Here is a 23,656-nt window from a genome sequence, read left to right on the forward strand (position 1 = left end):
TCCGTAAACTCAGGTTACACCACAAACAGGAGGGGAACCTATGGTATCCGCCACTCATCTTGATGATCTTGAGCGCCTTGTACAATCACGCCAGAAGGCCTCCCCGGATACATCCTACACGGCCCAGCTGTTTGCAGAAGGTGTGCCTGTCTGCGCGCGTAAGTTTGGCGAAGAAGCTGTAGAAACTATTATCGCCGCTACTACCGGCAGCACTGATGAGTTGGTGCGCGAATCGGCCGACCTGCTCTATCACTGGATCGTTTTACTGGCAGCAAGGGGGGTAAGTGCTGATAGGGTCTATGATGAACTGGCAAGACGGGCGGGCACATCTGGCCTTGATGAAAAATCCACCCGCCGTTAATCGCTGAGATTTGAAGTTCATGTCTAACAGCCAACAAAAACTGGCATTACCCGAGGTGGGGAAACCCCTTACCTATCGCCGCTTTTCAGCTAGGGAGTGGGGGGCGTTACGAGCCGAAACTCCGCTTCCCCTCTCAGAAGACGAGCTAGCCCAACTCCGCGGACGCGGCGAAACCATTTCGCTCAGCGAAGTAGAACAAATTTATCTACCCCTCTCGCGATTACTCAATCTTTATATAGCTGCTACCCAAACCTTATATGAAAGCGAGCGAGAGTTTCTTGGAACCAGTCACGCTAAAACGCCTTATATTGTCGGCCTTGCAGGTAGTGTGGCGGTTGGCAAAAGCACAACCGCACGCATATTACGCACTCTTTTGGCACGCTGGCCCAACCACCCCAGAGTAAACCTTGTTACAACAGATGGATTTCTTTATCCCAATGCAGTGCTGGAACGCCGTGGATTAATGAGCCGGAAGGGATTTCCAGAAAGTTTTGATGTATCCGCTCTCATTGATTTTTTATCAGACGTAAAATCCGGCCTATCAGGTGTTAGCGTCCCAGTTTACTCTCACGCCTCTTATGACATTGTGCCAGACGAAACGCTCACCATTGACCAATCCGATATTTTGATCGTTGAGGGGCTTAACGTTCTTCAAACATCTCGCCACGGACAAAGCTATGACATACAACCCTACGTTTCTGACTTTTTTGACTTTTCTGTTTTTCTGGATGCCGATGAAGAAATTATCCGGCACTGGTATATTGATCGTTTTCTAGAGTTGAGACGCACAGCCTTTCGTGATCCTAATGCTTACTTTCACCGATACGCTGCCCTCAATGATGATGAAACCAAAGAGGTCGCCAACGACATATGGACAAGTATAAATTTGGTGAACTTACAACGCAACATTCTACCAACCCGTGCGCGGGCTGATTTAGTGTTGCGCAAAAGCGCCGACCATGCCATCAATGAAGTATGGCTCCGCAAACTATAGAGGTATTTATTAGGTAGGCGCTTTGGCAGAATCCTCCGCAAGATCCGCAAGGGAGGTATGAGGTCGCGCTCCATAATGACTAATCGCTTCTGCCGCCGCCAACGAGCCAAGCCAGCCGCACGAAGGCATATCATCTCCCCTTACAAACCCATAAAGAAACCCCGCTGCATAAAGGTCGCCCGCACCAGTGGTATCAACTAAGTGGTCAGTAGGATGGGTCTCAACAGGATAGACCTCTCCCTCCCGAACAATCACAGACCCCCACTCAGAACGGGTTATCACCATAGTGCAATGCTCCTCGCGTGCGGCATGTAGGGCCTTGTCAAAATTATCAACTTCATACAAAGCCATCACTTCAACTTCATTGCCAAACATAATATCTGCTCCTTGCTTGAGAAGATTAAGAAAATCTGAGCGGTGGCGATCAACACAAAAAACATCAGACAAACAAAAAGCCACAAGCCCCCCCGCCTGATACACAATTTTTTGAGCCTCACGAAACGCTAGCTGCGCACCAGCTATATCCCATAAATATCCCTCCATACAAAGCACCGCCGCCTGGCTCACTAAATCTTCGGATATGTCCTGCGGCATCAATCCAACGCTAGCCCCAAGATACGTGCTCATACTGCGTTGTGCATCTTGCGTTACCAACACAAGACACCGTGCGGTAGCGGCCCCATCACTTGCCGGTAGGGTTTCAAAGTGTACACCTTGTGCGCGAATATCATGAGTAAAGACCGTTCCCAGCTGATCATCACGTACTTTGCCAATAAAAGCTGCCCGCCCCCCAAAAGATGCTAACCCCGACACCATATTAGCTACACTCCCGCCAGACATTTCCATCGCAGGTCCCATACGGGAATACAATACGTCAGCTTTGTTTTCATCAATCAGAGTCATGGTTCCTTTTACAATATTCTCACGTTCTAAAAACTCATCGTCCGCCTCGGCGATAATATCCACAATAGCGTTACCAATCGCCACAACATCAAATGCTTTTTCTCTCATTATACTCCTGTTTTTTGGCGTTTTTCTGTAGGCCTGTTCCATCATAATATAAACATCTTTTACCAACTCCAAAAATCAGCCATGGTAATTTTATTTCGTAGCGTTTTATTCTCTTCCCTGACGCTAACAACCACACACACGATTCCCTTAAACGAGGCGAATTGTTTGCAGTACAGCCATCGTGGACAGGTTTTTGTGACAGGCTTTATCATTACCTTATCATACTCGTACCCGTTCTTAATGTCATAACACCTCAGCGCTCTACATAGCTGCGTCATTATTTGGTAGCGGTTGTTTTACCCTCCCAACCACAAATGTTATGAACGACACACTCATCACAACGAGGCTTACGTGCCGTACACACATAACGGCCATGAAGAATAAGCCAGTGATGGGCATGGAGGCGATATTTTTTCGGTACACATTTATCCAGTGCATTTTCCACCTCAAGAGGCGTTTTGCCGGGAGCAAGACCTGTACGATTGCTCACCCTAAAGACATGAGTATCAACCGCCATGGTGGGTAATCCAAAAGCGATGTTCAGCACCACGTTGGCAGTCTTACGTCCAACGCCCGGCAGGGCTTCCAAGGCTTCTCTATCGGATGGCACACCCCCATCGTGCTTATCAAGAAGTTGGCGAGACAAAGCAATTACATTTTTGGCCTTGTTACGATAAAGACCGATGGTCTTGATATAATCCTGCAAACGCGCTTCGCCGAGACGCACCATTTTGTCAGGTGTTGTAACAGACTTAAACAATTTTTCCGTTGCTTTATTGACGCCTTTATCAGTCGCTTGCGCTGATAAGACTACCGCGACTAAAAGTGTGTAGGGGTTGACGTGATCCAACTCACCGGTGGGCTTCGGGCGCTGTTCCTCCAGACGCTTAAAAAATGTGCCTATTTTACGGGCCTCCATTTTGTTATTCTCCATATCTTTTTCTCCCCCGTTTTCCTCTGCTACTCTGGGTTACTTATAACAAGAAACGGGTGGCGGGAGGCGACTCTCATCCAATAAAGTGCTCCAAGTTGATAGTTCGTAGTGAAATATTTGCTGGAATCCCCATAAGTCCAATTTCGGAGTTTATGTTACCATGCCGCTTTCCTCTTCCATACTCCCTTCCCCCACCTCCCAAGACTATGACCGCATCGCCAGTGCCATAGAGTATATTCAGGCCCATTATCGCGATCAGCCTTCTCTTGATGATATTGCTACCCACATTGGCTTAAGCCCTCATCATTTTCAGAAATTGTTTTCACGCTGGGCGGGTATTAGCCCAAAGGCCTTTGTTCAATCTTTAACCTTGAATCACGCTCAGCGTTTGCTTCGGGATACGGCGTCGATTTTGGAAGCCTCCCTTGAGTCTGGGCTTTCCGGACCCGGGCGGCTACATGATTTATTTATCACCCATGAGGCTATGACCCCTGGGGATTGGAAATCCCATGGGTATGGTCTTGAGATGTTTTATGGGTTTCACCACAGCCCCTTTGGGGCGTGTCTTTTGATGGCCACAGAGCGAGGGCTTGCCGGGGTAGCCTTTGCAGATAACACAAAAGTGTCGCATACAGCCACCCTTGAGGATATGACCCGCCGTTGGCCACGGGCGCGGTTTATAGAAAATCCATCAAAAGTTGCACCCTATGCAGATAGGCTTTTTTTTACACCAACCGACAAAACACCGCTTCATCTGATTTTAATAGGCACAGATTTTCAAATTCAGGTCTGGCGAGCCTTGCTTGCCATTCCCCGTGGTGTCCTAGCCACCTATACCGATGTTGCCCGCACAGCCGGAGCCGGGAAAGCCGCCCGCGCTGTTGGTAGTGCTGTAGGCCGCAACCCCTTGTCTTATGTTGTGCCTTGTCATCGGGTTGTACGCCGCGATGGTGAATTGGGCGGATATCATTGGGGTTTGGTGCGCAAGCGCGCACTCTTAGCTTTTGAAACCGCGTAGCGGAACTAGCTTGGGGGTTTTTAAATTTTCAGGACCTCTTTGCTGGTAACAACACCAGTTGCCCCTACCCTATAAATATAAGGCTCACCAGTACCTATATTAAGAGAAAGCACCTGATCAGAGGTCATACCCTCCAAACTCATAGACAACGCCCGCAAACTATTTCCGTGAGCGGTTACGAGTACCGTTTCTCCAGCCTCAATCCGTGGCGCAATGGCCTCTTTATAGTAAGGCAGAACACGAGCGGCGGTATCTTTTAAACTCTCACCACCAGGTGGGGGGATGTCATAACTACGCCGCCAGATATGAATCTGCTCCTTTCCCCAGCGTTTGCGGGCAGCATCTTTGTTAAGACCCGACAATTCGCCATAATCCCGTTCATTCAAAGATGCATCCACCACCACAGACTTGTCAGTCTGACCTAACACCTCAAGAATAATCCGATTGGTGTGTTGAGCGCGCCTCAATGCCGAGGTGAACACCCAATCAAAAACAAACCCTAGTTCCTTAAGAGCATAACCCGCTTGTCGAGCTTCCTCTTTACCTAGTGCTGTTAGATCTGGATCACACCAACCAGTAAACAGATTTTGCTCATTCCATTCGCTTTGTCCATGGCGGACCAAAACAAGACATCCACTATTCTCTGCATTTTTGGTGCTCATCCCCTACCATCCCGATCAGATAAATTCAGAACATCCTCCATGGTATAAAGACCCGGAGAGCGTCCCCTTCCCCATAAACAGGCCGCCACCGCACCACGCGCAAAAATACTTCGGTCTTCCGCTACATGTGCTAACCGAAGGTGCTCTTTTTCTGTAGCAAAAATAACGTCATGGTTTCCTGTTACACTACCTCCCCGAAGCACAGAAAAACCAATACCCCCCTCAGGACGCAGGCCGGGTTGCCCATCACGACCACGCAATACAACCTCCTCAAAAGAAACCCCTCGACCCGTAGCAGCAGCCTCCCCTAAAAGAAGTGCTGTGCCAGAAGGCGCATCCACCTTGTGGCGATGGTGAAATTCTGTAATTTCAATATCCCATGCCTCTCCCAATACCCCCGCTGCATGACGCACTAACCCCGCCAATAGCGTTATCCCAAGGCTCATATTTCCAGATTTAACAATCACTCCATGGTGAGCGGCAGCCCTGATACGCTCCTCATCAGCACCTGCAAACCCTGTTGTGCCTACAACACAAACAATGCGTGCTTGTGCTGCCAACGCTACCGACCTAAGACTCGTCTCGGGCGTAGAAAAATCAATAATGCCATCTACCTCTGCTACAACCGGTGCGGGATCATCCGTAACCACAGCTCCCACAGGAGCGAGACCTGCCTGTACACCGATATCTTCTCCGAGAACTTTTGACCCAGCTGATTCAAATCCTCCGCTTATGACGACGCCCGGTGTTTCTGCTAGTTGCCGGATTACAGCCTGCCCCATGCGCCCAGCGCATCCTGCTATTGCAATTTTCATATCACTCATATCTATTTCGCACTTCTTAACCGCACTTTTGATCGCCATGTGATATTATGAATCATATCACAGTATTTTAGAAAAAATCTGCTAACGACAGAATCGGATTATTGTACTGGAAGCAAAATAGCAAGACGACCCGGCGCACTCATTTTACCCGCCCTGAATGCGGCCTCATCGCCGAATCCGAAAAATATATCGCCCCGCACAACACCCCGAATAGCAGAGCCAGTATCTTGGGCTACCATAAGCCGCCGCCAAAGATGCTGGCCACCACCCGGTACGGAAACTTGGGTTTCCACCCACAACGGCACGCCTAAAGAAAACACAGATTGATCAACCGCCAAAGAGCGCTCTGGAATTAGCGGAACTCCCGCCGCCCCTACCGGACCGGTATCATCGGGCTTGAGGGCTTCCGGACGGAAGAAAATATATGCCTCGTTTTCCGCCATAACTGATGCTGCTTTATCGGGGTGCGCTTTAAGCCATGCACGGATGGATTGCATTGAGACCTTTTCTTTTTCAAGGGCACCACGGGCTACCAGAACCCGTCCGATGGGGGTATAAGGCCGCCCGGTCTTGCCCTCAAAAGCTACCCGTATCTCCTCTCCTCCCTCAAGGCGCACCCGACCAGAGCCTTGAATGTGTAAAAAAAAGGCTGCCACCGGGTCATCCACCCACACAAAAGCTAAATCACGAACCTCCGGTGCTTGTGCCGCTATAGCTTCTTCGATAATGGTACGGGCAGGCCAGACCCGTGTATTAAGATCTGGTGGGCGGCGCAATAAAGGGGTTTGATAAGTTCCACCTTGACTATAGGAACCATTAAGTATGGGTTCGTAATAGCCTGTAAAAAGACTGGTGGTCTGAGAAGGCGACATAATAAAATGCGGCTGAAAATAATCTTCAAAAAAGCGTTGCGCCGCCTTATCATTATACCCCGCAGATTTTATAGCACGAGCGGCCCTACAACTGTTGCCCCAGATTTCTTCCGGCAACAATAAACAAGAACGCTTATACGCTTTAAGGGCTTGTATATGATTATCACCGTGCCATGCCTCTAGATCTTCAAAAGATGCGGGCTCTAAAGTATATCCATCCGGAAAAGAAAGGGGTGTTTCGTAGTATCTCCAGTCTGCGTATGCCATATTTAATGCATCCTGCCACCCTGCATCACACGCCGCTAGCACAAGCGCTAAGGTTAGCATACACAATCTGAAGGCACACCCACCATATAACATTAAGAAAAATTAATGGGCAGCACTAGTAGCTACTAATTTCCAGTTTGGATTGCGAGAGTTCACACTGCGCTCAAAGGTCCACACATCAATGGCCTCACGAACAGAGATGGCATCGCCTTCAATAACCCGCCCCTCGCCATCTTTCACACATGACGTCATCTCGCTGACAAACTTAACAGTTACCTGCGCTTTTTCTTGAATAATAACGGCTTTCACAATATCGGCGCTTTTTAAGCCTACAAAACTATACTCAACACTCTCTACACGCTCCTCACGTTGCGTTATAATGGAATCAAAGCTTTCAAAAACCTGCGCCGACAAAAGACCACGCAACGTTTCTCTGTCCCCACGGGGAAACGCATTAACGATGAGTTCGTGCGCTGCCTGCGCACCTGATAAAAACCCTTCAGGAGTAAACTCACTGTCCACTTCACTAATATCAACAAGTCCCTGAGAGGCCGAGCCCCAATCGCTTTTATCTCTTGCCCCCCATTGATGGGCACCCTCAGCGGAGCTGACACTTTCGGTAGAGCTTTTATCCGCCCCTGTCTTGACATCAACACCAACCTTAGCGTCAACAGAAGTATCCCTACCTGTAAAGTGGTCTGTCTGAGGTCGGCGCTCATGGCCAGTCCTACGCCCTAAAACACTACGTAACTTCAGGAAAACAACAACCGCTAAAACCAGAAAAACGATATTGACAAGGTCAAATACATTTTCCATGGGCAACGCTTTCTATTATGGTGAAGTTGGCTAACATAAAGACCACTCTACGCTTCTTTGACAAACAGAGTAAATAGAAAACAGGCTACACAAGGATAATCCCTACCTCTATCGTAGCCGAACTTGTAGCTGGCCTTGTAAAACAACCTATTATACATCATATTTTCACTGTATTTCCATTAGGGTTTTGCTGTGATGCTTAAATTATGAACAGAGCCGCCTTACAATGCCCTAAAACTTGAGAAAAGGCTATATTTTGCGCAGGTTTGTTCTTCCGCTTGTCATAGCATTCCCGTTTATTGAGATTGCCCTGTTTATTGAAGTAGGCAGCCTTATAGGCGTAGGCGCTACACTGTTTCTGGTGATTTTATCAACAATGCTGGGCTTTAGCTTACTGCGCTATCACGGTTATATTACCTTTGCCCACCTACGGGCAGTACAGAATACTGATGAAAGCCCCGCAACCGGCTTTCTTAAAAAAGCCCTTGGCACCGCTAGCGCTATTCTTTTAATAATCCCCGGGTTTCTAACCGATGCTCTTGGGCTTTTACTCTTAGTGCCTATGTTACGGGAAACCATAGCCCGCCACATATTGACCTCCTCTATAGTTCAAAGCCGCTCTCCCCCAGGAACACAAAGACCAGAAAAATCAGGGGGATTTGTGATTGATGCCGAAGACTGGCATGAAATCTCCACCCCTAATTCTGCTCAATCCCGTGACGATGGCAACAGCCAAAACGGATCGTCTTCTCCATGGCAACCCTAAACCCCAACAAAAAGTCATAGAAATAGAGAGGCGCTTATGTCTGACGCTCCCCCTGAAGGACAACAAAATCAATCCCCCGCCAAAAAGCAAGAAAATCTGCACCCTGCGACACAGATGCGTATCCTATCGCAATATGTGCGGGATTTATCTTTTGAAAATCCGGATGCGCCACATAATTTGACAGATTTCTCAAACAAAGACCCAAAAATCGACGTCCAAATTAATGTCAATGGGAGGCGCTTAGCTGAAACCGATTACACCATAGACTTAAAAATAGAAGTTACTGCCAAATCCGGTGACTCAAGCAAAGGGACTAATACATTCTTTATGGTGGAACTTGTTTATGGCGGCCTATTCAGGCTCATTAATGTTCCGGAAGACGCTCTTCAACAGGTTATTATGGTGGAGTGTCCTAGGCATTTGTTTCCCTATGCCAGACGAGTTCTAGCAGATGCCGTTCGGGATGGTGGCTTTCCCCCTGTTATGTTAGACCCTGTGGATTTTGGACAATTATATGCTTCCCGCGTCAAGCATGACACAGTAAACACACCGGAGCCTTCACACATTAACGGATCGGGAACAGTATAATAACTCCTTTAAGAATTACCCGTCGCTAGAGAGACGCTTCCAGAGTGGAACAATGCCATCTGCAGCATCACGGGCTAGGCTTTCAACAAAAATATCATGAGATTTACGATCTTCATCGCTCAATCGTGGGGGCAACGGATGCAGCCGTGCCACACAGGCTGCCGTTGCAATACCACCATTTTGCCCACCATCGACCATTCCGCCGTCAGATGCCCCCATACTGACAAGCCCTAAATCCGGTTCACGACCTCCTAAAAGTTTCAGATAAACCTCGGCTAGAAGTTTAGCATCAAGTAAGGCGGAATGTTTTTCTCGCCCAGACAGGTCAATCTTAAAGCGCCTACATAGAGCATCCAGATTATTAGGACGACCTGGATATTTGCGTCGCGCTATCTCCAACGTATCAATGGCTCGATCTTCCGGAAACGGTGGCCAGTCAAGACGCTTAAGCTCCGCATTAAGAAAGCCCATATCAAAAGGCGCATTATGCATCACCAAAGGGGCTTCCCCTATAAACGATAAAAAATCCTCTACAATATCAGTAAAGACTGGTTGGTCAGCCAGAAACGTATCATCCAGACCATGGACCTTCCAGGCGACCTCCGGCATGGCACGCTCCGGATTAACATAGGTATGATACTGTTCTCCCGTTGGCACATAATTGATTAATTCTATACAACCAATCTCAACAATGCGGTGATCTTCATCCACTTCAAGGCCGGTGGTCTCTGTATCCAGAACAATCTCTCTCATATCTCTCTTTTCTAATTTCGCTGCATCGCTTGTTCACGCAGTTGTGCTACTATTTTTTTCACCTGCTTAAAAGCATAATCAAGCCCCTGACTACTATCTACAATATAATCAGCCCGCTCCCGTTTTTCTTCATCAGGCATTTGAAGAGCTAAGATAGACTCGAACTTCTCCTCCGTCATACCCTCCCGCACCAAAGCCCGCTCTCGTTGCATATCAGCAGGTGCACTTACCACAACCACAGCCTCAACCCTTTCCTCCCCTCCAGTTTCAAACAACAAAGGAATATCCATAACCACCAGCGCCTGAGCTTGCGATATAGCGGTTTTTAAAAAATCACGCCGACCCGCCTCAACAAAAGGGTGAACAATGTCCTCAAGACGGCTGACCGCCACTTTATCTCCCAAAACCAATTTCGAAAGCACCACCCTGTCAATCCCCCCACCTGCATCCACAACGCCCGGAAAGGCAGCAGCGATAGCCGTGACAGCCGCTCCACCCGGGGCATACAACTCTCCCACCACCGCATCAGCATCGTACACCGGAACCCCGAGACTCTGAAACATTTTAGCCGTTTCCGACTTGCCCATTGCAATAGAGCCGGTCAACCCCACAACAAAGGGACGACCGGACAAAGGACGAAACGTAGAAGTAGAAGACGGCATAAGACTCTGTTCTATCACAAAGATAGACGATCGATAATATGGCGTCTCAACTCTTCTGTGACCTCAGGGTGCACTCCGAACCATGCCTCAAACCCAGGCACCGCTTGATGCAACAACATACCCAAGCCGTCTACCACCCTAAGACCTCTAGCCGCCGCCGCCTGCAAAAGGGGTGTTTCAAGTGGCGTATAAACAACGTCACAAACCACTGCTTCCCGAGGTAGCATCGCAATATCGAACTCAAGGGGCGGGGCACCTGTCATACCCAACGTGCTGGTGTTAACCAAAAGGCTGGCGTTGGTAAGACAAGAAGATAAGCGCTCTTTATCACCAAAGGACAAGACGTCCCCTGCCACCCCTAAATCATCCATAATTGCTTGACCCTTAGAAAGGGTACGATTGACCACAGAAAAAAATGACACGCCAGAATCCGCTAAAGCCCCGATAACCGCCCGCGCCGCACCGCCTGCTCCTATAATAACCACCGGCCCTACCTGCCATGTTGGGGTCTGGCTTTGAAGCCCTGCTATAAACCCGACCCCGTCTGTATTGTACCCTATCACATTATCGTGGGTAAAAACGAGAGTGTTAACCGCCCCCAAATGGTGGGCAGCTTTGTCCAATTTTCCATATTTTTGCACATAATCAAAAACTGCTATTTTGTGAGGAACCGTTACATTAACCCCCGCATAGTCTTGTGCACGCATATCATTCAAAGCGCTTTCTATGTCATCAGGTTTTATGGCGATGGCCTCGTAACGTCCCTGAGTTATGCCATAAGTGCGCAACCAAAATTGATGAATAAGAGGTGAGCGGCTATGCTCTATAGGCCAACCTATAACCCCTGCTCGTATTTCTGCCGCATTATTCTTATTCACTACATCAGGCACTATGAACCCACCACCCCCCGATGACGTAAGGCCTCCAGCAGTGGCAAGAGGGGGAATCCTAAAACTGTAAAATAACTGCCTTCAATTTTGTCAAAAAGCTGAACGCCCACGCCCTCCAGATGATAACAGCCAACACTACCTAGAATATCCTCCCCGACTCTCTCTAAATATTCCTCTAAGAAACCATCACTAACTAAGCGCATAGTCAGCACAGCTCGGTCACAAAAACGCCATTCTATCATGCCAGCTCGAGCTATAACTACAGCACTATAGAGTTCATGAGAGCGACCTCGCAACGCCTCCAGCGTACGCCGTGCGCCTGCCATATCTTTGGCTTTGTCAAAAAAATCACCTTCACACCATAAAATCTGGTCGGCTCCAATGACAAAAGAAGCCGGCTCTTCACTACTGACCGCTAGCGCTTTAGCTTCAGCTAATGCGCTCGCCAAAGTTTTAGGGGCAACCCCCTCAAGTTGATCCTTTATCGCAGCCTCATCAACGCCAGATGCCTGCACGGTGCATATTAGCCCTGCACTCTCAGCAAGTCGTCTGCGGCTTACGCTGGTGGATGCCAAAATCAAAGGCACACTCCTATCAAGGTGCATAATCTTCCTGACGCTTTGAGTACAAATCAAGTATGGCGGCTGCAGTCTCCTCAACCGAGCGGCGGGTCACATCAATCACCGCCCATCCCCAGCGCGTAAAAAGTCGACGCGCATCCTGCACTTCATCATTTACTAGATCTTTATCTACGTAATTGGTTTGTCGGTTTTCTACTAAAACCGACATGCGATTGCGCCTCACCTCAATCAAGCGTTCCGGATTTGTTGTTAACCCCACTATGAGAGGATGCTTAACCTCCCCGAGGATAGGGTCTAGTGGAATTCCCGGTACAATAGGTACATTAGCTGCCCGAATACCTCGATGAGCCAGATACATGCAGGTTGGAGTTTTTGACGTGCGGCTAACTCCCACGAGGATAACATCAGCTTCGTTTAAGGTCTCAGTCATCTGTCCGTCATCGTGAGCGATGGTATAATCAAGAGCCGCCATACGTTTAAAATATTCTGAATTCATAACATGTTGACCTCCCGGGCGATGAGTAGACTCGCTACCTAGGTAGTGACCAAGAGCTTCAATAGCTGGGTCCAGAACTGATACATGAGGTATAGACAGAATATGGCATTGGCTTTCCAGTTGACGGCGCAAGTTATTATCAACCAGTGTGTACATAACCATACCGGGTTTTTCTTGAATAGCAGAACACACTCGCTCTAGTTGACGAGCACTCCTCACAAGAACATGAACGTGTTCAACGGGGTTCGCCATATCATATTGGGCACATGCAGCGCGAGCTATGGTATTGAGCGTTTCACCAGTTGAGTCCGATATAAGATGGAGGTGAAAGATATCCTTATTATCAGACATAAAAATAATAACTTTCGAATACTAGAGCCTCTATGAAGTGGGAAAACATAGTTAATATCAAGTTAATAAACTGTACATTTTATAGTCGGAGGACCTCAATTCAAAAACAGTTAGAATATGTCCTCTGTTCTCCCTTACTTTTTTCCACCGGAAAAAATACATATCCAGCCTTTACGGAATAATGTGGAGAAGAATAATTCACGATTATAGCATATTTTCCCACATCTCTCTTTTAATTATTGGCTCCATTAATCAATGAAATAGACAAGAGAACATATGAAAATCATCGTGTAAGTTTCCATCTACGCCTATTGTCCACATAGTTCTAAAATACTTAAGACTTCTTTTAAACATGAGAAGCCGTAACTTCGCTGTACACAAGTTCAGGAGAATTTATGATATACACATGACCCACAGGGATTCACATCTATCTACTCCTTATATTATAAGACTCTATATATTACAAAGGAGATAAACAGATAACAAGGAAACATGACAGAACATTATCTAAACAATACAAAACATTTTCATTCTGTTTTCTCAGATGAAATTAATTTTTCAAGACCTCCACCGGTATGGTTTATGAGACAAGCAGGGCGCTACTTACCGGAATACAAATCATTACGCGCACAAGCAAAAGATTTTCTGGATTTTTGTTTTACTCCCTCTCTTGCAGCAGAAGCAACTTTGCAGCCTATTAGGAGATTTAATTTTGATGCAGCTATTCTCTTTGCAGATATTCTTCTTGTTCCATATGCGTTAGGACAGTCTGTACGTTTTGAAGAAAACATTGGGCCTGTTCTTGAATCTCTTAGCGGTAACCCAACCCTTCTCAGTAGATTGTCTCCTGATAATGTCATGGGATGTCTTGACTGTGTTTATGAGACAGTATCTCGTGTAAAATCAGAGCTTCCATCTGATGTTGCTCTGATTGGTTTTGCCGGTGCGCCGTGGACGGTTGCCACTTATATGATTGGTGGGAGAAGCACAAAGGACCGTGCTCCTGCTCTTGCATATGCTTCTAGGAAACCACAGGAGTTAACCTTTTTATTAGATATGTTGGTTGAGGCCACGGTTCCTTATCTTGAAGGACAGATAAAAGCAGGCGCTGAGGTTATTCAGTTGTTTGACACGTGGGCAGGGGATTTATCAGAATTTGATTTTGAGTCTTATGTTATCAAGCCTACTGCTGAGATTGTTCGACGGCTTAGAAGTAAATACCCTCATGTGGATATAATTGGATTTCCTCGTGGGGTTGGTAATCTCTATGTGGACTATGTCAAACGGACTGGTGTTTCGGGGATTAGTATTGATGCTAGTGTTGAACCTTCATGGGCGGCACAGCATCTTTGTCCTTTAGGAGTGGTTCAGGGTAATATTGACCCTGAGGTGGTGGTACTGGGGGGTGAGGTGATGGAGGCCAGCGTTGCTAGATTGCGAGAAACCCTTTATGGGTTGCGTTTTATTGCAGGCCTTGGCCATGGTATTCTACCTCACACACCACCAGAGCATGTAGCAGAACTGGTAGATGAGATAAGACGTATGCCATGAGGGGAAACCGTGAGCGCCCAACTAAGTAAGAAAGGGGAAAAAGAGAGATGGGCAGTTGTTCTGCTTAATTTGGGCGGACCGGATAGTCTTAAATCTGTGCGTCCATTTCTGTTTAATTTATTCAGAGATAGGGCAATTATCCGTGCGCCGACTTTAGTGAGGTTGCCCCTTGCGTGGTTGATTTCAACACGCCGTGCTCCCGTAGCCCGCGCTATATACGAAGAGATAGGTGGACGCTCTCCTATTTTGAAAGAGACTCAGGCTCAGGCCCAGTCCCTTGAATCTCACATAACAGAAGAAGTAAACAACGTAAAAATCCGCGCGTTTATTGCCATGCGATATTGGCATCCCCGCGCCTATGAAACGGCACAAGCGGTGGCCGCCTTCAAACCTGACCGCCTTATTGTGTTGCCATTATATCCACATTATTCAACCACCACCACGGAATCCTCTCTACAAGACTGGAATAAAGCTGCTTACAGTGCAGGCCTTAACATTCCCACTCATGATATTCATATTGTGTGTTGCTATCCCGAAGAGCCGGATTTCATAATTGCCCATGCTGAACTCATAGTCCCCCATCTTGCCGTTTCTCCTGAAAGTAACACTCGCCTTTTATTTTCAGCACACGGTTTGCCAGAGAGAATTGTGGCCGCCGGTGATCCCTATCCCCACCAAATGAGAAAGACGTGTGAGAGCGTTATTAAAGCCTTGAGGTCATTAAGAGCAGGTTCCCCTGACCCGGAATGGAAACTTTGTTATCAAAGTCGGGTAGGACCCCTTGCATGGATTGGTCCCTATACGGAAGATGAGATTATCCGTGCGTCTAATGAGAAAAAAAATATTGTCATAGCTCCTATATCTTTTGTTTCAGAGCATTCTGAAACCCTTGTGGAACTGGATATTGAATATAAACATTTGGCCGACGCTCATGGGGCTGCAAGCTACCGACGCGTACCGGCCTTGGGGACAAATCCGGCGTTTATAAAAGCTTTAGGGAGTCTTGTCAGGCGTGCGGTCAAGAAAGAAGGGTTAATGTGCCCTGAAGATACGCCAGGCTTTCCCTGTGCAGCGGATGCTCTACAGGCTGTGTTATGAGCGCTGTTGTAACGTTTCTTGAGAACTCGTATGTATGGCTTAAGGCTTTTCATGTAATCGCTGTTGTGTTTTGGATGGCGGCGTTGTTTTATTTGCCGAGGTTGTTTGTCTACCACGCAGAAGCGGGGGATGATGCCGTACGTGGTGTGGCGTTTAAAACTATGGAGAGGCGTCTGCGACGCGGCATTATGACTCCGGCTATGATAGTTGCGTGGCTCTTAGGGGGTCTGCTTTTAGTGGCCGGAGGATTTAGTGTTTTTGGAGAGGGTTGGTTTTGTCTGAAAATCATTTTTTTATTGGGGTTAACAGGGTTTCATGGTTTTTTAGCTCGTTGTCGGCGGGGTTTTGAGAGAGATGCCAATCGTTACAGTCCCCTTTTTTACCGTTTTGTTAACGAAGTGCCACCACTTTTAGCAATCTTTGTTATTGTTTTGGCTATTGTGCGTCCTTTTTGAGCATGCAAACAATATCGCGCTCTAGGTTGCAGTTTTCCTCTGTATTTTTTGCTTGCAACAAGACTTTCATCATTATATAAAGGGGATACCTAACTGGTAAACAAAAGCCGTTCTGATTTGCGCTTTGGATACCTTTCATAATCTTCTTTATCTGTTTTCCTTGACGTCAAGCTTCTGTGCGAAAAGCATGTGCTAGGCGACATGCGTCCGGCAGGATGCTTAGAGGTCAGATTATCCCCCTATTGTCATCGGCACATTAGTGCTACGCCCCTAAAAATTTTCCCCACAACATACCTTAAATTATAAGTGAGGCACCATTATGCAGAAAATGAAACTGCAAGAACTAAAGGCCAAACAACCAACAGAACTCCTAGCTTTTGCCGAAGAACTGGAAATTGAAAATGCCAGTGCCCTGCGTAAACAGGATATGATATTTGCCATATTAAAAAAACTGGCCGAACAGGAGGTTAGTATTTTCAGTGAGGGTGTTGTTGAGGTTGTGCAAGACGGCTTTGGATTTTTGCGCTCAAAGGAAGCCAACTATTTACCCGGTCCTGATGATATCTACATAAGTCCCAATCTGGTAAGGCGGTTTTCATTGCGCACAGGTGATACGGCAGAAGGAGAAATCACCGCGCCTCGCGATGGAGAGCGTTATTTTGCCTTAAACAAGGTAACCTCTATCAATTTTGAAGACCCTGAAAAAACCCGCCATAAAATCCATTTTGACAATCTAACGCCTTTGTATCCCGATGAGGGAGTGGTCATGGAGATTGATAATACCGATGATAAAAAAGATTTATCAACCCGCGTCATTGATATTGTAGCCCCTCTGGGCAAGGGACAGCGTGCCCTTATTGTAGCCCCCCCCCGCACCGGCAAAACAGTTCTTCTGCAAAACATAGCTCACTCAATTACGGCTAATCACCCGGAATGTTATCTGATTGTGTTGTTGATTGACGAGCGTCCGGAAGAGGTGACTGATATGCAACGCTCTGTTCAGGGGGAGGTTATCTCGTCCACGTTTGACGAGCCTGCCACCCGTCACGTGCAAGTAGCGGAAATGGTCATCGAAAAAGCCAAACGCCTTGTGGAGCATGGTCGTGATGTTGTTATTTTGTTGGATAGCATCACCCGTTTAGGGAGAGCCTATAATACGGTGGTGCCTTCTTCCGGTAAGGTGTTGACCGGTGGTGTGGATGCCAATGCTTTGCAACGCCCAAAGAGGTTTTTTGGGGCGGCCCGTAACATAGAAGAGGGGGGATCCTTGACGATTGTATCCACAGCGCTGATTGACACAGGCTCTCGTATGGACGAGGTGATTTTTGAAGAGTTCAAGGGAACCGGTAATTCAGAACTGGTGCTAGACCGAAAGGTAGCGGACAAGCGTGTGTTTCCGTCAATTGATATCCTCAAATCAGGCACCCGTAAGGAGGAGTTACTGGTGGACAAAGCAGCTCTTCAGAAAATGTACATTTTGCGCCGGATTCTTAATCCTATGGGATCGGTGGATGCTATTGAATTTCTGCTGGATAAACTCCGCTCTACCAAGACTAACAATGAGTTCTTTGACTCTATGAATACATGAAAGCGCTGATAATTACCACGACTATGGGTAGCGTTGTAGGCTAGTGCTAGTTACGGTTTGTGCTGGACAAACAAGCCTTATCTGGAAATAATAGGGAACAGTGTCTAAAGCGGAGCATGGAGTCCGTAGAAACCAGAGAAGGAGTATCCATCATGGTTAGCAATGTCTCTTACCCCTCTTCTGTATCCTCCCCTGTTGATTCCAAGGAGCGTGCAGTCTTTACTGCCATGGATCATAGTACGGCGGAAGATTGGATGAAAATAGGTGCCGCCGCCCATCCCTTTCAGGCGGGGCTTGCTGATAGAGTTTTATCTCATCTTAAATTACTGGATGGTGATTTCGGGGGTTTTGCCGTTGACCGGTTAACTCACTCGCTACAATCGGCGACATTGGCTCACAAGGCAGGTAAGGATGAGGAATATGTTGTGTGTGCGTTGTTGCACGATATGGGCGACACGCTAGGATGTTATAATCATGCCGATATTGCTGCAGCTGTCTTGAAGCCGTTTGTTTCAGAGAAAAACCATTGGATGGTTGAGAAGCACGGTATCTTTCAAGGCTATTATTTTTTCCATCATCTGGGTCTTGACCGGGAAATGCGCGAACAGTTTAGAGGCCATCCTCATTTTGAGTATACGGCGCAGTTTTGTCATTTATATGATCAAAACGCGTTTGACCCATCGTATGAAACTATGCCGTTGTCAGCTTTCGAGCCGATGGTGAAACGGGTTTTTGAGCGTCCTAAAAACAGCATCTACAAACGCGAAGCAGCTGAATAGCAAGCCGTTTTATAGCATCAAGTAAGCAAGGCCGGACTCAGGAAATATGAGGCTGGCCTTTATTACTTTAGTAAGAGGATATTTGAGTTCCTAAATACAGATAACCAATACAATCTTGGGGAGATGTAAAGAGTGGTCGTGAATATGAACGGTTGGCATCGTGTAAGCTACACAAGACAATAAAAAACTAGGAAACTCTCTATAAAATGCGTTTGTCCTGGAATGAGATTCGTATCCGTGCCGCTGCCTTTGCTAAGGATTGGGAAGGTGAGGGCTATGAAAAGGGGCAAACGCAGCTTTTCTACCGCGACTTTTTCAAGGTCTTTGGTGTGTCCGTCCGTCGTGTCGCCAGCTTTGAAGAGCCGGTTAAGAATTTGGGCGACAGGCGCGGTTTTATCGACCTGTTCTGGAAAGGTGTCGTTCTGGTTGAACAAAAAAGCATCGGGCGGAATCTTAAGAAGGCAAAGATACAGGCGTTAGATTATTTCCCGGGTCTGAAAGATACGGATCTTCCCCGTTGCATTCTTCTCAGCGACTTCCAGAGCTTTGAGTTGTACGATCTGGAGGAAGATGACGCGCTCTCAATAACGATTGCCGACCTGCCAAAACATGTGGAAAAATTCGGTTTTATTCTTGGAGTACAGAAACGCTCATTTAAGGATCAGGATCCGGTAAACATTCAAGCGTCCGAACTGGTCGATAAACTACACGACGCACTTGAGGATGTCGGGTATACAGGCCATGATCTTGAGCAGTTTCTTGTCCGCACTGTTTTTTGCTTATTTGCGGACGATACCGGCATTTTCGAGCCGCGCGATATCTTTCTTGACCTTCTGGAAAACCGAACCCGCGAGGATGGTTCCGACCTTGGCGGCTGGTTATCTCAGTTGTTCCAGATACTGAATACACCTGAAGACAAACGCCCCAAGAACCTTGATTTGGATCTTGCCCGCTTTCCGTACGTGAATGGTGATTTATTCCGTGACCCTTTGCTGATCCCGTCTTTTGATACCGTCATGCGGCGCAAGCTGATTGATGCTTGTCAATTTGATTGGTCTGGTATATCCCCTGCGATATTCGGTTCACTTTTTCAGTCGGTGATGGATAAAGATGAACGTCGTGCACAAGGTGCACATTACACGACCGAGAAGAACATCCTCAAGGTAATCGAGCCCCTCTTTTTAACCGATCTTAGAGACGAGTTTGACCGCCTCAGGGTCCGCAAGGACAGTCGACGTCGTGTCGAATTGCAGGCATTTCATAAACGTCTGGCCGCTCTGACATTTTTTGATCCGGCCTGCGGCTGTGGCAACTTCCTGATTATTACCTATCGTGAATTGCGGGTTCTTGAGATCGATTTGATCCGCGAGCTTCGCGCTTACCGCACTAGTGAAGACCAGCAAGAGCTGGACGCCGCTGATCTGTCACTTTTGAACGTCGATCAGTTTTACGGGATTGAGATTGGCGAATTTCCCGTTCGTATCGCTGAAACCGCGCTGTGGATGATTGACCACATCATGAACAATAGGCTCAGCTTGGAGTTCGGGCAGAATTTTGTGCGTATTCCGCTCAGGAAATCGCCGCATATTGTCCATGGTGATGCACTGGAAACAGATTGGGCCAGCGTTCTGCCGCCCTCAAAATGCAGTTTCATTTTGGGCAATCCACCTTTTAGTGGTGCGAAGCATCAAAAGGACGAGCAACGCTCACAGGTTCACGCCATTGCGGCCTTGGGCAAGTCTGGGGGTACATTGGATTATGTCACTGCGTGGTTCATTAAGGCAGGTGAGTATGTAAAAGGCACGTCTATACACATTGGTTTCGTGTCAACTAATTCCATAACCCAAGGTGATTAGGTAGCACAGCTTTGGCCAATCCTGTTTGAGCGCTACAAGCTGGAAATTACCTTTGCCCATCGCACCTTCGTCTGGGGTTCTGATGTGCGCGGCAAGGCTCATGTGCGTGTTGTCATCATCGGGCTAACAGAATCCAAGGCTGTTCCAAAGGATCGGCGGTTGTTTTCCTATGATGACATTAACGGCGAACCCCATGAAAGTGTACACACTGCCCTATCACCCTACCTGTTCGACGCAAGCGGCTTGTTTGATTCGCACATTGCGGTACGGGAAGAGAGCCAACCTATAAATGGTTTGCCGAAATTAATTACAGGATCTCAGCCAATTGACGATGGAAATTTCATTATAGGTTCTGAAGAATACCATCCATTGAAGAAAGAAAACCCTGAGTTTGCATCTTGGTTTCGGCCGTTTATAGGTGCACGGGAATTTATTCAGGGTTCAAAACGTTATATTGTTCACCCTGCTTCAATACCACCGCAGATAGCTAAAAAATTAAACGGATTGAGCAGGCGCCTTGAGGCCGTTCGAAAATTTCGTCATGCAAGCAAGAGAATATCAACAAAAGCGATTGCCGATAGTCCAGGCGAATTCGGCGTCACAGTCATTCCAGACGAGCCATTTCTCGCGATTCCGCAGGTGAGCAGTGAACGCCGTCAATATGCGCCTATCGGCTGAATTAATCCGCCATTAATGCCGAGTGATAAGCTCCGTGTTTTACTCGGCGCTACAAAACCTCTATTTGGCGTCTTAACCTCGTCAATGCACATGGCTTGGATGCGCCTTGTCACAGGGCGTCTGGAAAGCCGTTACATGTATTCTGTCGGCGTGGTTTACAACACCTTTCCAATGCCACCAGTTTCTGAATTTGTTTTAGGGAAATTGGAGCCTTTGGCTCAGGCCGTGCTTGATGCCCGTGCGGCGCACCCAGATTCAACGTTAGCGGATCTGTATGATCCCGACCTGATGTCATCGGTGTTGCGTAAAGCCCATCAGGCACTTGACCGCTCCGTCGACGGTCTTTACCGCAAACAGGCCTTTTCATCGGACCGTGAAAGAGTAGAGCATCTGCTGGCGATGTATGAAAAAATGAAAGCCCCTCTGGCAGATAAGAGTGGAAAGAAGACCATTGCAAGAAAGCAGACTACTAAGAAAATCAAAACACGAGTTGATTCATGATACTTAAACTGAATTCAATAGACGGTTTTTATGAACTGTGGATTAACGCATATGCGTATTGAAAAAATCTGCGGTACGATTGTTGGCGAGTTTAGCTGCAGCTTCATCAAAATGAGCCCCGCCCTGCCGTGCAAAGGCGTGGTCCTGGCCCTCGTAAACATGAATACTGGTGTGAGTATTTTTATCTAACCCGGCGCGTATCTGAGCCTGAGCCTCCGGAGGCACGAATTCATCTTTGGAAGCTATATGGAGCATAAGGGGATTTTTTATCTGCACTGCTTCTGTTAAATAGTTTTGAATGTTGACACCGTAATATCCAACACTGGTATTGATATCGGTGCGACAGGCTGTAAGGTATGCCAGAAGTCCTCCCAGACAATAGCCCACTGCGCCAACTTTGCCTGTGCAACTATCAAGACTGCGCAGATGACTTATAGTATCGGCGATATCATCAACACCACCATCTACATCAAAACGTCCGAACAGGTCAAAGGCTTGCTGCCAGTCTTGCTCGTTTTGATCTGTGAGTTCAATGTCGGGTTCAAGCCGCCAGAATAAATCCGGACAAAGGGCTGTGAAACCTGCGCCGGCAAGATTATCGGCAATGCCACGTATGACGGCATTAACGCCGAATATTTCCTGAATAACAACAATACCAGGACCTCGTCCGCTGTCCGGTGTTGCCAGATAGCCGCTAAACGAACCGGCACGACCTTTGATAGTTATAGATGTTCCGCTCATAGGTGAATCCTTCATATTTTGTGTTGCCAGATGAGTTTGGCGGGGGAAAGAGGCCTCGTCAAGAGCGGGGTCTGAGCGCCTGTATGATAGCCTCCGGCGTCTTAAGACGAGGCGTACACATCTGGCCACGGCAGATAATAACCCCGGCAGGGGAGGTGGAGTCATAACGCACAACATGAGCCGGTGGTGCGGCCTTTAGAGCAACCGCATGTAAAGATTGCGCGACCTTTCCTCCACACAAAGTTATCTCTACGGCGTTGAACAGTTGGTCCATACCGTTAAGAAAGCCCGCCATGGCAAAAGCATTGTTGGCAGAATCTCCTGAAAATGCCCGTGTGTGAGTTTCTGTCCGTGCTTGCCAGTCTGCCTCGTCATCAAGGGAGTTAAGACGTGCAAAAACATCTACCATCACCCCATTGGCGGCCGGGGTAGCATTATCGTGGGTTGGACGGGTGTGCACAATGAGGGCTTCGGCATCGGAGGCGGTATAAAAATAACCTCCCCGTTCTTTGTCCCGATAGTAATGATCAAACAGAGTAAGCCAATCTGTTGCCGTGGCGAGATATTTATTGTCTCCGGTGGTCTCAAACAGCATAAGAGCAGCGCGTATCATGTTGGCGTAATCATCGGAGACTGCAAGCCCGCCGCATTTTCCAGCACACCATGAGTGATGCAACCGTCCATCTTGCATCATAGCATTGACCACAAAGTCAAAAGCCTTGAGAGCGGCGTCAAGCCAGTCCGGCCTGTTGAAAGTAAGACCCGCCTGCGCCAAGGCCTGGATGGCAAGACCGTTCCAGTCAGCCAGCACTTTGTCGTCTAAAGCAGGGGCTATGCGTTGAGCGCGGACAGCAAACAAACGAGCGTGGGCTTCAGAAAACCGGCTTTCTGTTTCCTCTGCGAGTTCTGTGTCTTTTTTTGGGGATGTGTTGATGTCTAAGCGGTTTAGAATGTTGACATTTTCCCAATTGCCCTGGGGAGTTATGTCATAGGCCTTGCAAAAATCCTCTGCATCTACCCCTAAAACCGAGAGTACCTCGTCATAGGACCACGTATAAAACCTACCTTCACCTCCATTGCTGTCCGCATCAAGAGAGGCTGCAAACGCTCTCCCCGGCAGAGTCATCTCGCGTATCATCCAGTCTATAGTTTCACTAACCTGTAGCCGATAATGTTCCCTACCGGTGGTGCGCCACACTGTGGTGAGGAGAGAGACCAACAGAGCATTGTCGTAAAGCATTTTTTCAAAATGAGAGGCTAACCACCTCCTCGTCCGTTGAATAACGTGCAAACCCTCCCCCTAAATGATCATAAATACCGCCTGCACACATACCATCCAGAGCTCGCGTGACGGCATTTTGAAGATCTGTATCATTTGTGCGCACTCCAACCCGCCATATGAGTTCTAAAATCATCGGTTGAGGAAACTTGGGTGCTCCTTTAACGCCACCATGAACAGGATCCATGATGGTAAGCAAACGCTGCGCTGCTTTATCAGGTAGGTCTTGCATGGGTTCTACAAGAGGGGGTGCACTTTCTTTAAGACGGGAGAGATGGTGCAAC

Annotated in this window: 25 protein-coding genes and 1 pseudogene; 12 read left to right on the plus strand and 14 right to left on the minus strand. The window is 47.6% G+C overall.

Features of this window, described 5'->3' with window-relative positions; genetic code table 11:
• Positions 1-40: 40 nt before the first annotated feature.
• Complete coding sequence (locus V6Z81_00235; protein ID MEG9860926.1) at positions 41-361, plus strand: phosphoribosyl-ATP diphosphatase; 321 nt, start codon at positions 41-43, stop codon at positions 359-361.
• A gap of 19 nt (positions 362-380) precedes the next feature.
• Positions 381-1,355, plus strand: coding sequence for a type I pantothenate kinase (coaA, locus tag V6Z81_00240; protein MEG9860927.1), 975 nt, complete (start codon positions 381-383; stop codon positions 1,353-1,355).
• A gap of 9 nt (positions 1,356-1,364) precedes the next feature.
• Here the strand turns inward: coaA and V6Z81_00245 are convergent, their stop codons facing one another.
• Both V6Z81_00245 and nth read right to left on the minus strand, forming a co-directional pair.
• Positions 1,365-2,366, minus strand: coding sequence for an adenosine kinase (locus tag V6Z81_00245; protein ID MEG9860928.1), 1,002 nt, complete (start codon positions 2,364-2,366; stop codon positions 1,365-1,367).
• A gap of 277 nt (positions 2,367-2,643) precedes the next feature.
• Complete coding sequence (nth, locus tag V6Z81_00250; GenBank protein ID MEG9860929.1) at positions 2,644-3,300, minus strand: endonuclease III; 657 nt, start codon at positions 3,298-3,300, stop codon at positions 2,644-2,646.
• Positions 3,301-3,460: 160 nt separating this feature from the next.
• Here nth and V6Z81_00255 point away from each other — a divergent pair, with 160 nt between their 5' ends.
• Positions 3,461-4,318, plus strand: a complete 858-nt coding sequence (locus V6Z81_00255; GenBank protein MEG9860930.1) for a bifunctional helix-turn-helix domain-containing protein/methylated-DNA--[protein]-cysteine S-methyltransferase — start codon at positions 3,461-3,463, stop codon at positions 4,316-4,318.
• A gap of 20 nt (positions 4,319-4,338) precedes the next feature.
• Here the strand turns inward: V6Z81_00255 and V6Z81_00260 are convergent, their stop codons facing one another.
• The 4 genes from V6Z81_00260 to V6Z81_00275 all read right to left on the minus strand — a co-directional run bounded on the left by V6Z81_00260 (position 4,339) and on the right by V6Z81_00275 (position 7,759).
• Positions 4,339-4,980, minus strand: a complete 642-nt coding sequence (locus V6Z81_00260; GenBank protein ID MEG9860931.1) for a 2,3-bisphosphoglycerate-dependent phosphoglycerate mutase — start codon at positions 4,978-4,980, stop codon at positions 4,339-4,341.
• Positions 4,977-5,804 (minus strand): 4-hydroxy-tetrahydrodipicolinate reductase, encoded by an 828-nt coding sequence (gene dapB / locus V6Z81_00265; protein MEG9860932.1) that lies wholly within the window; start codon positions 5,802-5,804, stop codon positions 4,977-4,979. Before dapB ends, V6Z81_00260 begins: the two co-directional genes overlap by 4 nt.
• A gap of 98 nt (positions 5,805-5,902) precedes the next feature.
• Complete coding sequence (locus V6Z81_00270; GenBank protein MEG9860933.1) at positions 5,903-7,003, minus strand: MltA domain-containing protein; 1,101 nt, start codon at positions 7,001-7,003, stop codon at positions 5,903-5,905.
• A 42-nt stretch (positions 7,004-7,045) separates the two neighbouring features.
• Positions 7,046-7,759, minus strand: a complete 714-nt coding sequence (locus V6Z81_00275; GenBank protein ID MEG9860934.1) for a Tim44/TimA family putative adaptor protein — start codon at positions 7,757-7,759, stop codon at positions 7,046-7,048.
• 256 nt (positions 7,760-8,015) lie between these two features.
• On the opposite strand from V6Z81_00275, the gene V6Z81_00280 reads away from it, so the two are divergent.
• A complete protein-coding gene (locus V6Z81_00280) occupies positions 8,016-8,525 on the plus strand; it encodes an FxsA family protein (protein ID MEG9860935.1) in 510 nt (169 codons plus the stop codon).
• Between the two features lie 36 nt (positions 8,526-8,561).
• Positions 8,562-9,113: a protein-export chaperone SecB gene (gene secB / locus V6Z81_00285; GenBank protein ID MEG9860936.1), complete on the plus strand. Its 552-nt coding sequence runs from the start codon at positions 8,562-8,564 to the stop codon at positions 9,111-9,113.
• A gap of 15 nt (positions 9,114-9,128) precedes the next feature.
• Here secB and dnaQ read toward each other — a convergent pair whose 3' ends face one another.
• The 5 genes from dnaQ to V6Z81_00310 are packed head-to-tail and all read right to left on the minus strand — an operon-like array spanning position 9,129 to position 12,846.
• Complete coding sequence (dnaQ, locus tag V6Z81_00290) at positions 9,129-9,866, minus strand: DNA polymerase III subunit epsilon (protein ID MEG9860937.1); 738 nt, start codon at positions 9,864-9,866, stop codon at positions 9,129-9,131.
• 11 nt (positions 9,867-9,877) lie between these two features.
• On the minus strand, positions 9,878-10,528 hold the full coding sequence (gene coaE, locus V6Z81_00295; GenBank protein ID MEG9860938.1) for a dephospho-CoA kinase: 651 nt from the start codon (positions 10,526-10,528) through the stop codon (positions 9,878-9,880).
• A gap of 14 nt (positions 10,529-10,542) precedes the next feature.
• Positions 10,543-11,418 (minus strand): shikimate dehydrogenase, encoded by an 876-nt coding sequence (locus V6Z81_00300; GenBank protein MEG9860939.1) that lies wholly within the window; start codon positions 11,416-11,418, stop codon positions 10,543-10,545.
• A complete protein-coding gene (locus V6Z81_00305; GenBank protein MEG9860940.1) occupies positions 11,418-12,023 on the minus strand; it encodes a Maf family protein in 606 nt (201 codons plus the stop codon). Before V6Z81_00305 ends, V6Z81_00300 begins: the two co-directional genes overlap by 1 nt.
• Complete coding sequence (locus V6Z81_00310; protein MEG9860941.1) at positions 12,013-12,846, minus strand: pyruvate, water dikinase regulatory protein; 834 nt, start codon at positions 12,844-12,846, stop codon at positions 12,013-12,015. Before V6Z81_00310 ends, V6Z81_00305 begins: the two co-directional genes overlap by 11 nt.
• A gap of 492 nt (positions 12,847-13,338) precedes the next feature.
• Between V6Z81_00310 and hemE the strand changes: the two genes are divergently transcribed.
• From hemE to V6Z81_00345, 7 genes and pseudogenes are all read left to right on the plus strand, one after another.
• Complete coding sequence (hemE, locus tag V6Z81_00315) at positions 13,339-14,397, plus strand: uroporphyrinogen decarboxylase (GenBank protein MEG9860942.1); 1,059 nt, start codon at positions 13,339-13,341, stop codon at positions 14,395-14,397.
• Positions 14,398-14,406: 9 nt separating this feature from the next.
• Positions 14,407-15,495 carry a ferrochelatase gene (gene hemH / locus V6Z81_00320; protein MEG9860943.1) on the plus strand — a complete coding sequence of 363 codons (1,089 nt, stop codon included), beginning with the start codon at positions 14,407-14,409 and terminating at the stop codon, positions 15,493-15,495.
• Entirely contained in the window at positions 15,492-15,950 is a 459-nt protein-coding gene (gene hemJ, locus V6Z81_00325) for a protoporphyrinogen oxidase HemJ (protein ID MEG9860944.1), read from the plus strand. The genes hemH and hemJ overlap by 4 nt, the downstream gene beginning before the upstream one ends.
• Positions 15,951-16,278: 328 nt before the next feature.
• On the plus strand, positions 16,279-17,538 hold the full coding sequence (gene rho, locus V6Z81_00330) for a transcription termination factor Rho (GenBank protein MEG9860945.1): 1,260 nt from the start codon (positions 16,279-16,281) through the stop codon (positions 17,536-17,538).
• A 152-nt stretch (positions 17,539-17,690) separates the two neighbouring features.
• Positions 17,691-18,317: a hypothetical protein gene (locus tag V6Z81_00335; protein MEG9860946.1), complete on the plus strand. Its 627-nt coding sequence runs from the start codon at positions 17,691-17,693 to the stop codon at positions 18,315-18,317.
• Positions 18,318-18,523: 206 nt separating this feature from the next.
• Positions 18,524-21,019 (plus strand): annotated as a pseudogene (locus V6Z81_00340) (DNA methyltransferase).
• Between the two features lie 3 nt (positions 21,020-21,022).
• A complete protein-coding gene (locus tag V6Z81_00345; GenBank protein ID MEG9860947.1) occupies positions 21,023-21,352 on the plus strand; it encodes a type IIL restriction-modification enzyme MmeI in 330 nt (109 codons plus the stop codon).
• A gap of 42 nt (positions 21,353-21,394) precedes the next feature.
• Here V6Z81_00345 and V6Z81_00350 read toward each other — a convergent pair whose 3' ends face one another.
• Genes V6Z81_00350 through V6Z81_00360 form a run of 3 tightly spaced genes read right to left on the minus strand, consistent with a single transcriptional unit; the run spans position 21,395 to position 23,604 of the window.
• The gene (locus tag V6Z81_00350; GenBank protein ID MEG9860948.1) at positions 21,395-22,093 is read right to left on the minus strand and encodes a dienelactone hydrolase family protein; all 699 of its coding nucleotides are present in this window, start codon (positions 22,091-22,093) and stop codon (positions 21,395-21,397) included.
• A gap of 58 nt (positions 22,094-22,151) precedes the next feature.
• Entirely contained in the window at positions 22,152-23,384 is a 1,233-nt protein-coding gene (locus V6Z81_00355; GenBank protein ID MEG9860949.1) for a hypothetical protein, read from the minus strand.
• Positions 23,338-23,604 carry a hypothetical protein gene (locus V6Z81_00360; protein ID MEG9860950.1) on the minus strand — a complete coding sequence of 89 codons (267 nt, stop codon included), beginning with the start codon at positions 23,602-23,604 and terminating at the stop codon, positions 23,338-23,340. The genes V6Z81_00355 and V6Z81_00360 overlap by 47 nt, the downstream gene beginning before the upstream one ends.
• Positions 23,605-23,656 lie beyond the last annotated feature (52 nt).

Source organism: Parvularculales bacterium (assembly GCA_036881865.1).
Taxonomy (GTDB): Bacteria; Pseudomonadota; Alphaproteobacteria; order JAPOUT01; family JBAJNM01; genus JBAJNM01.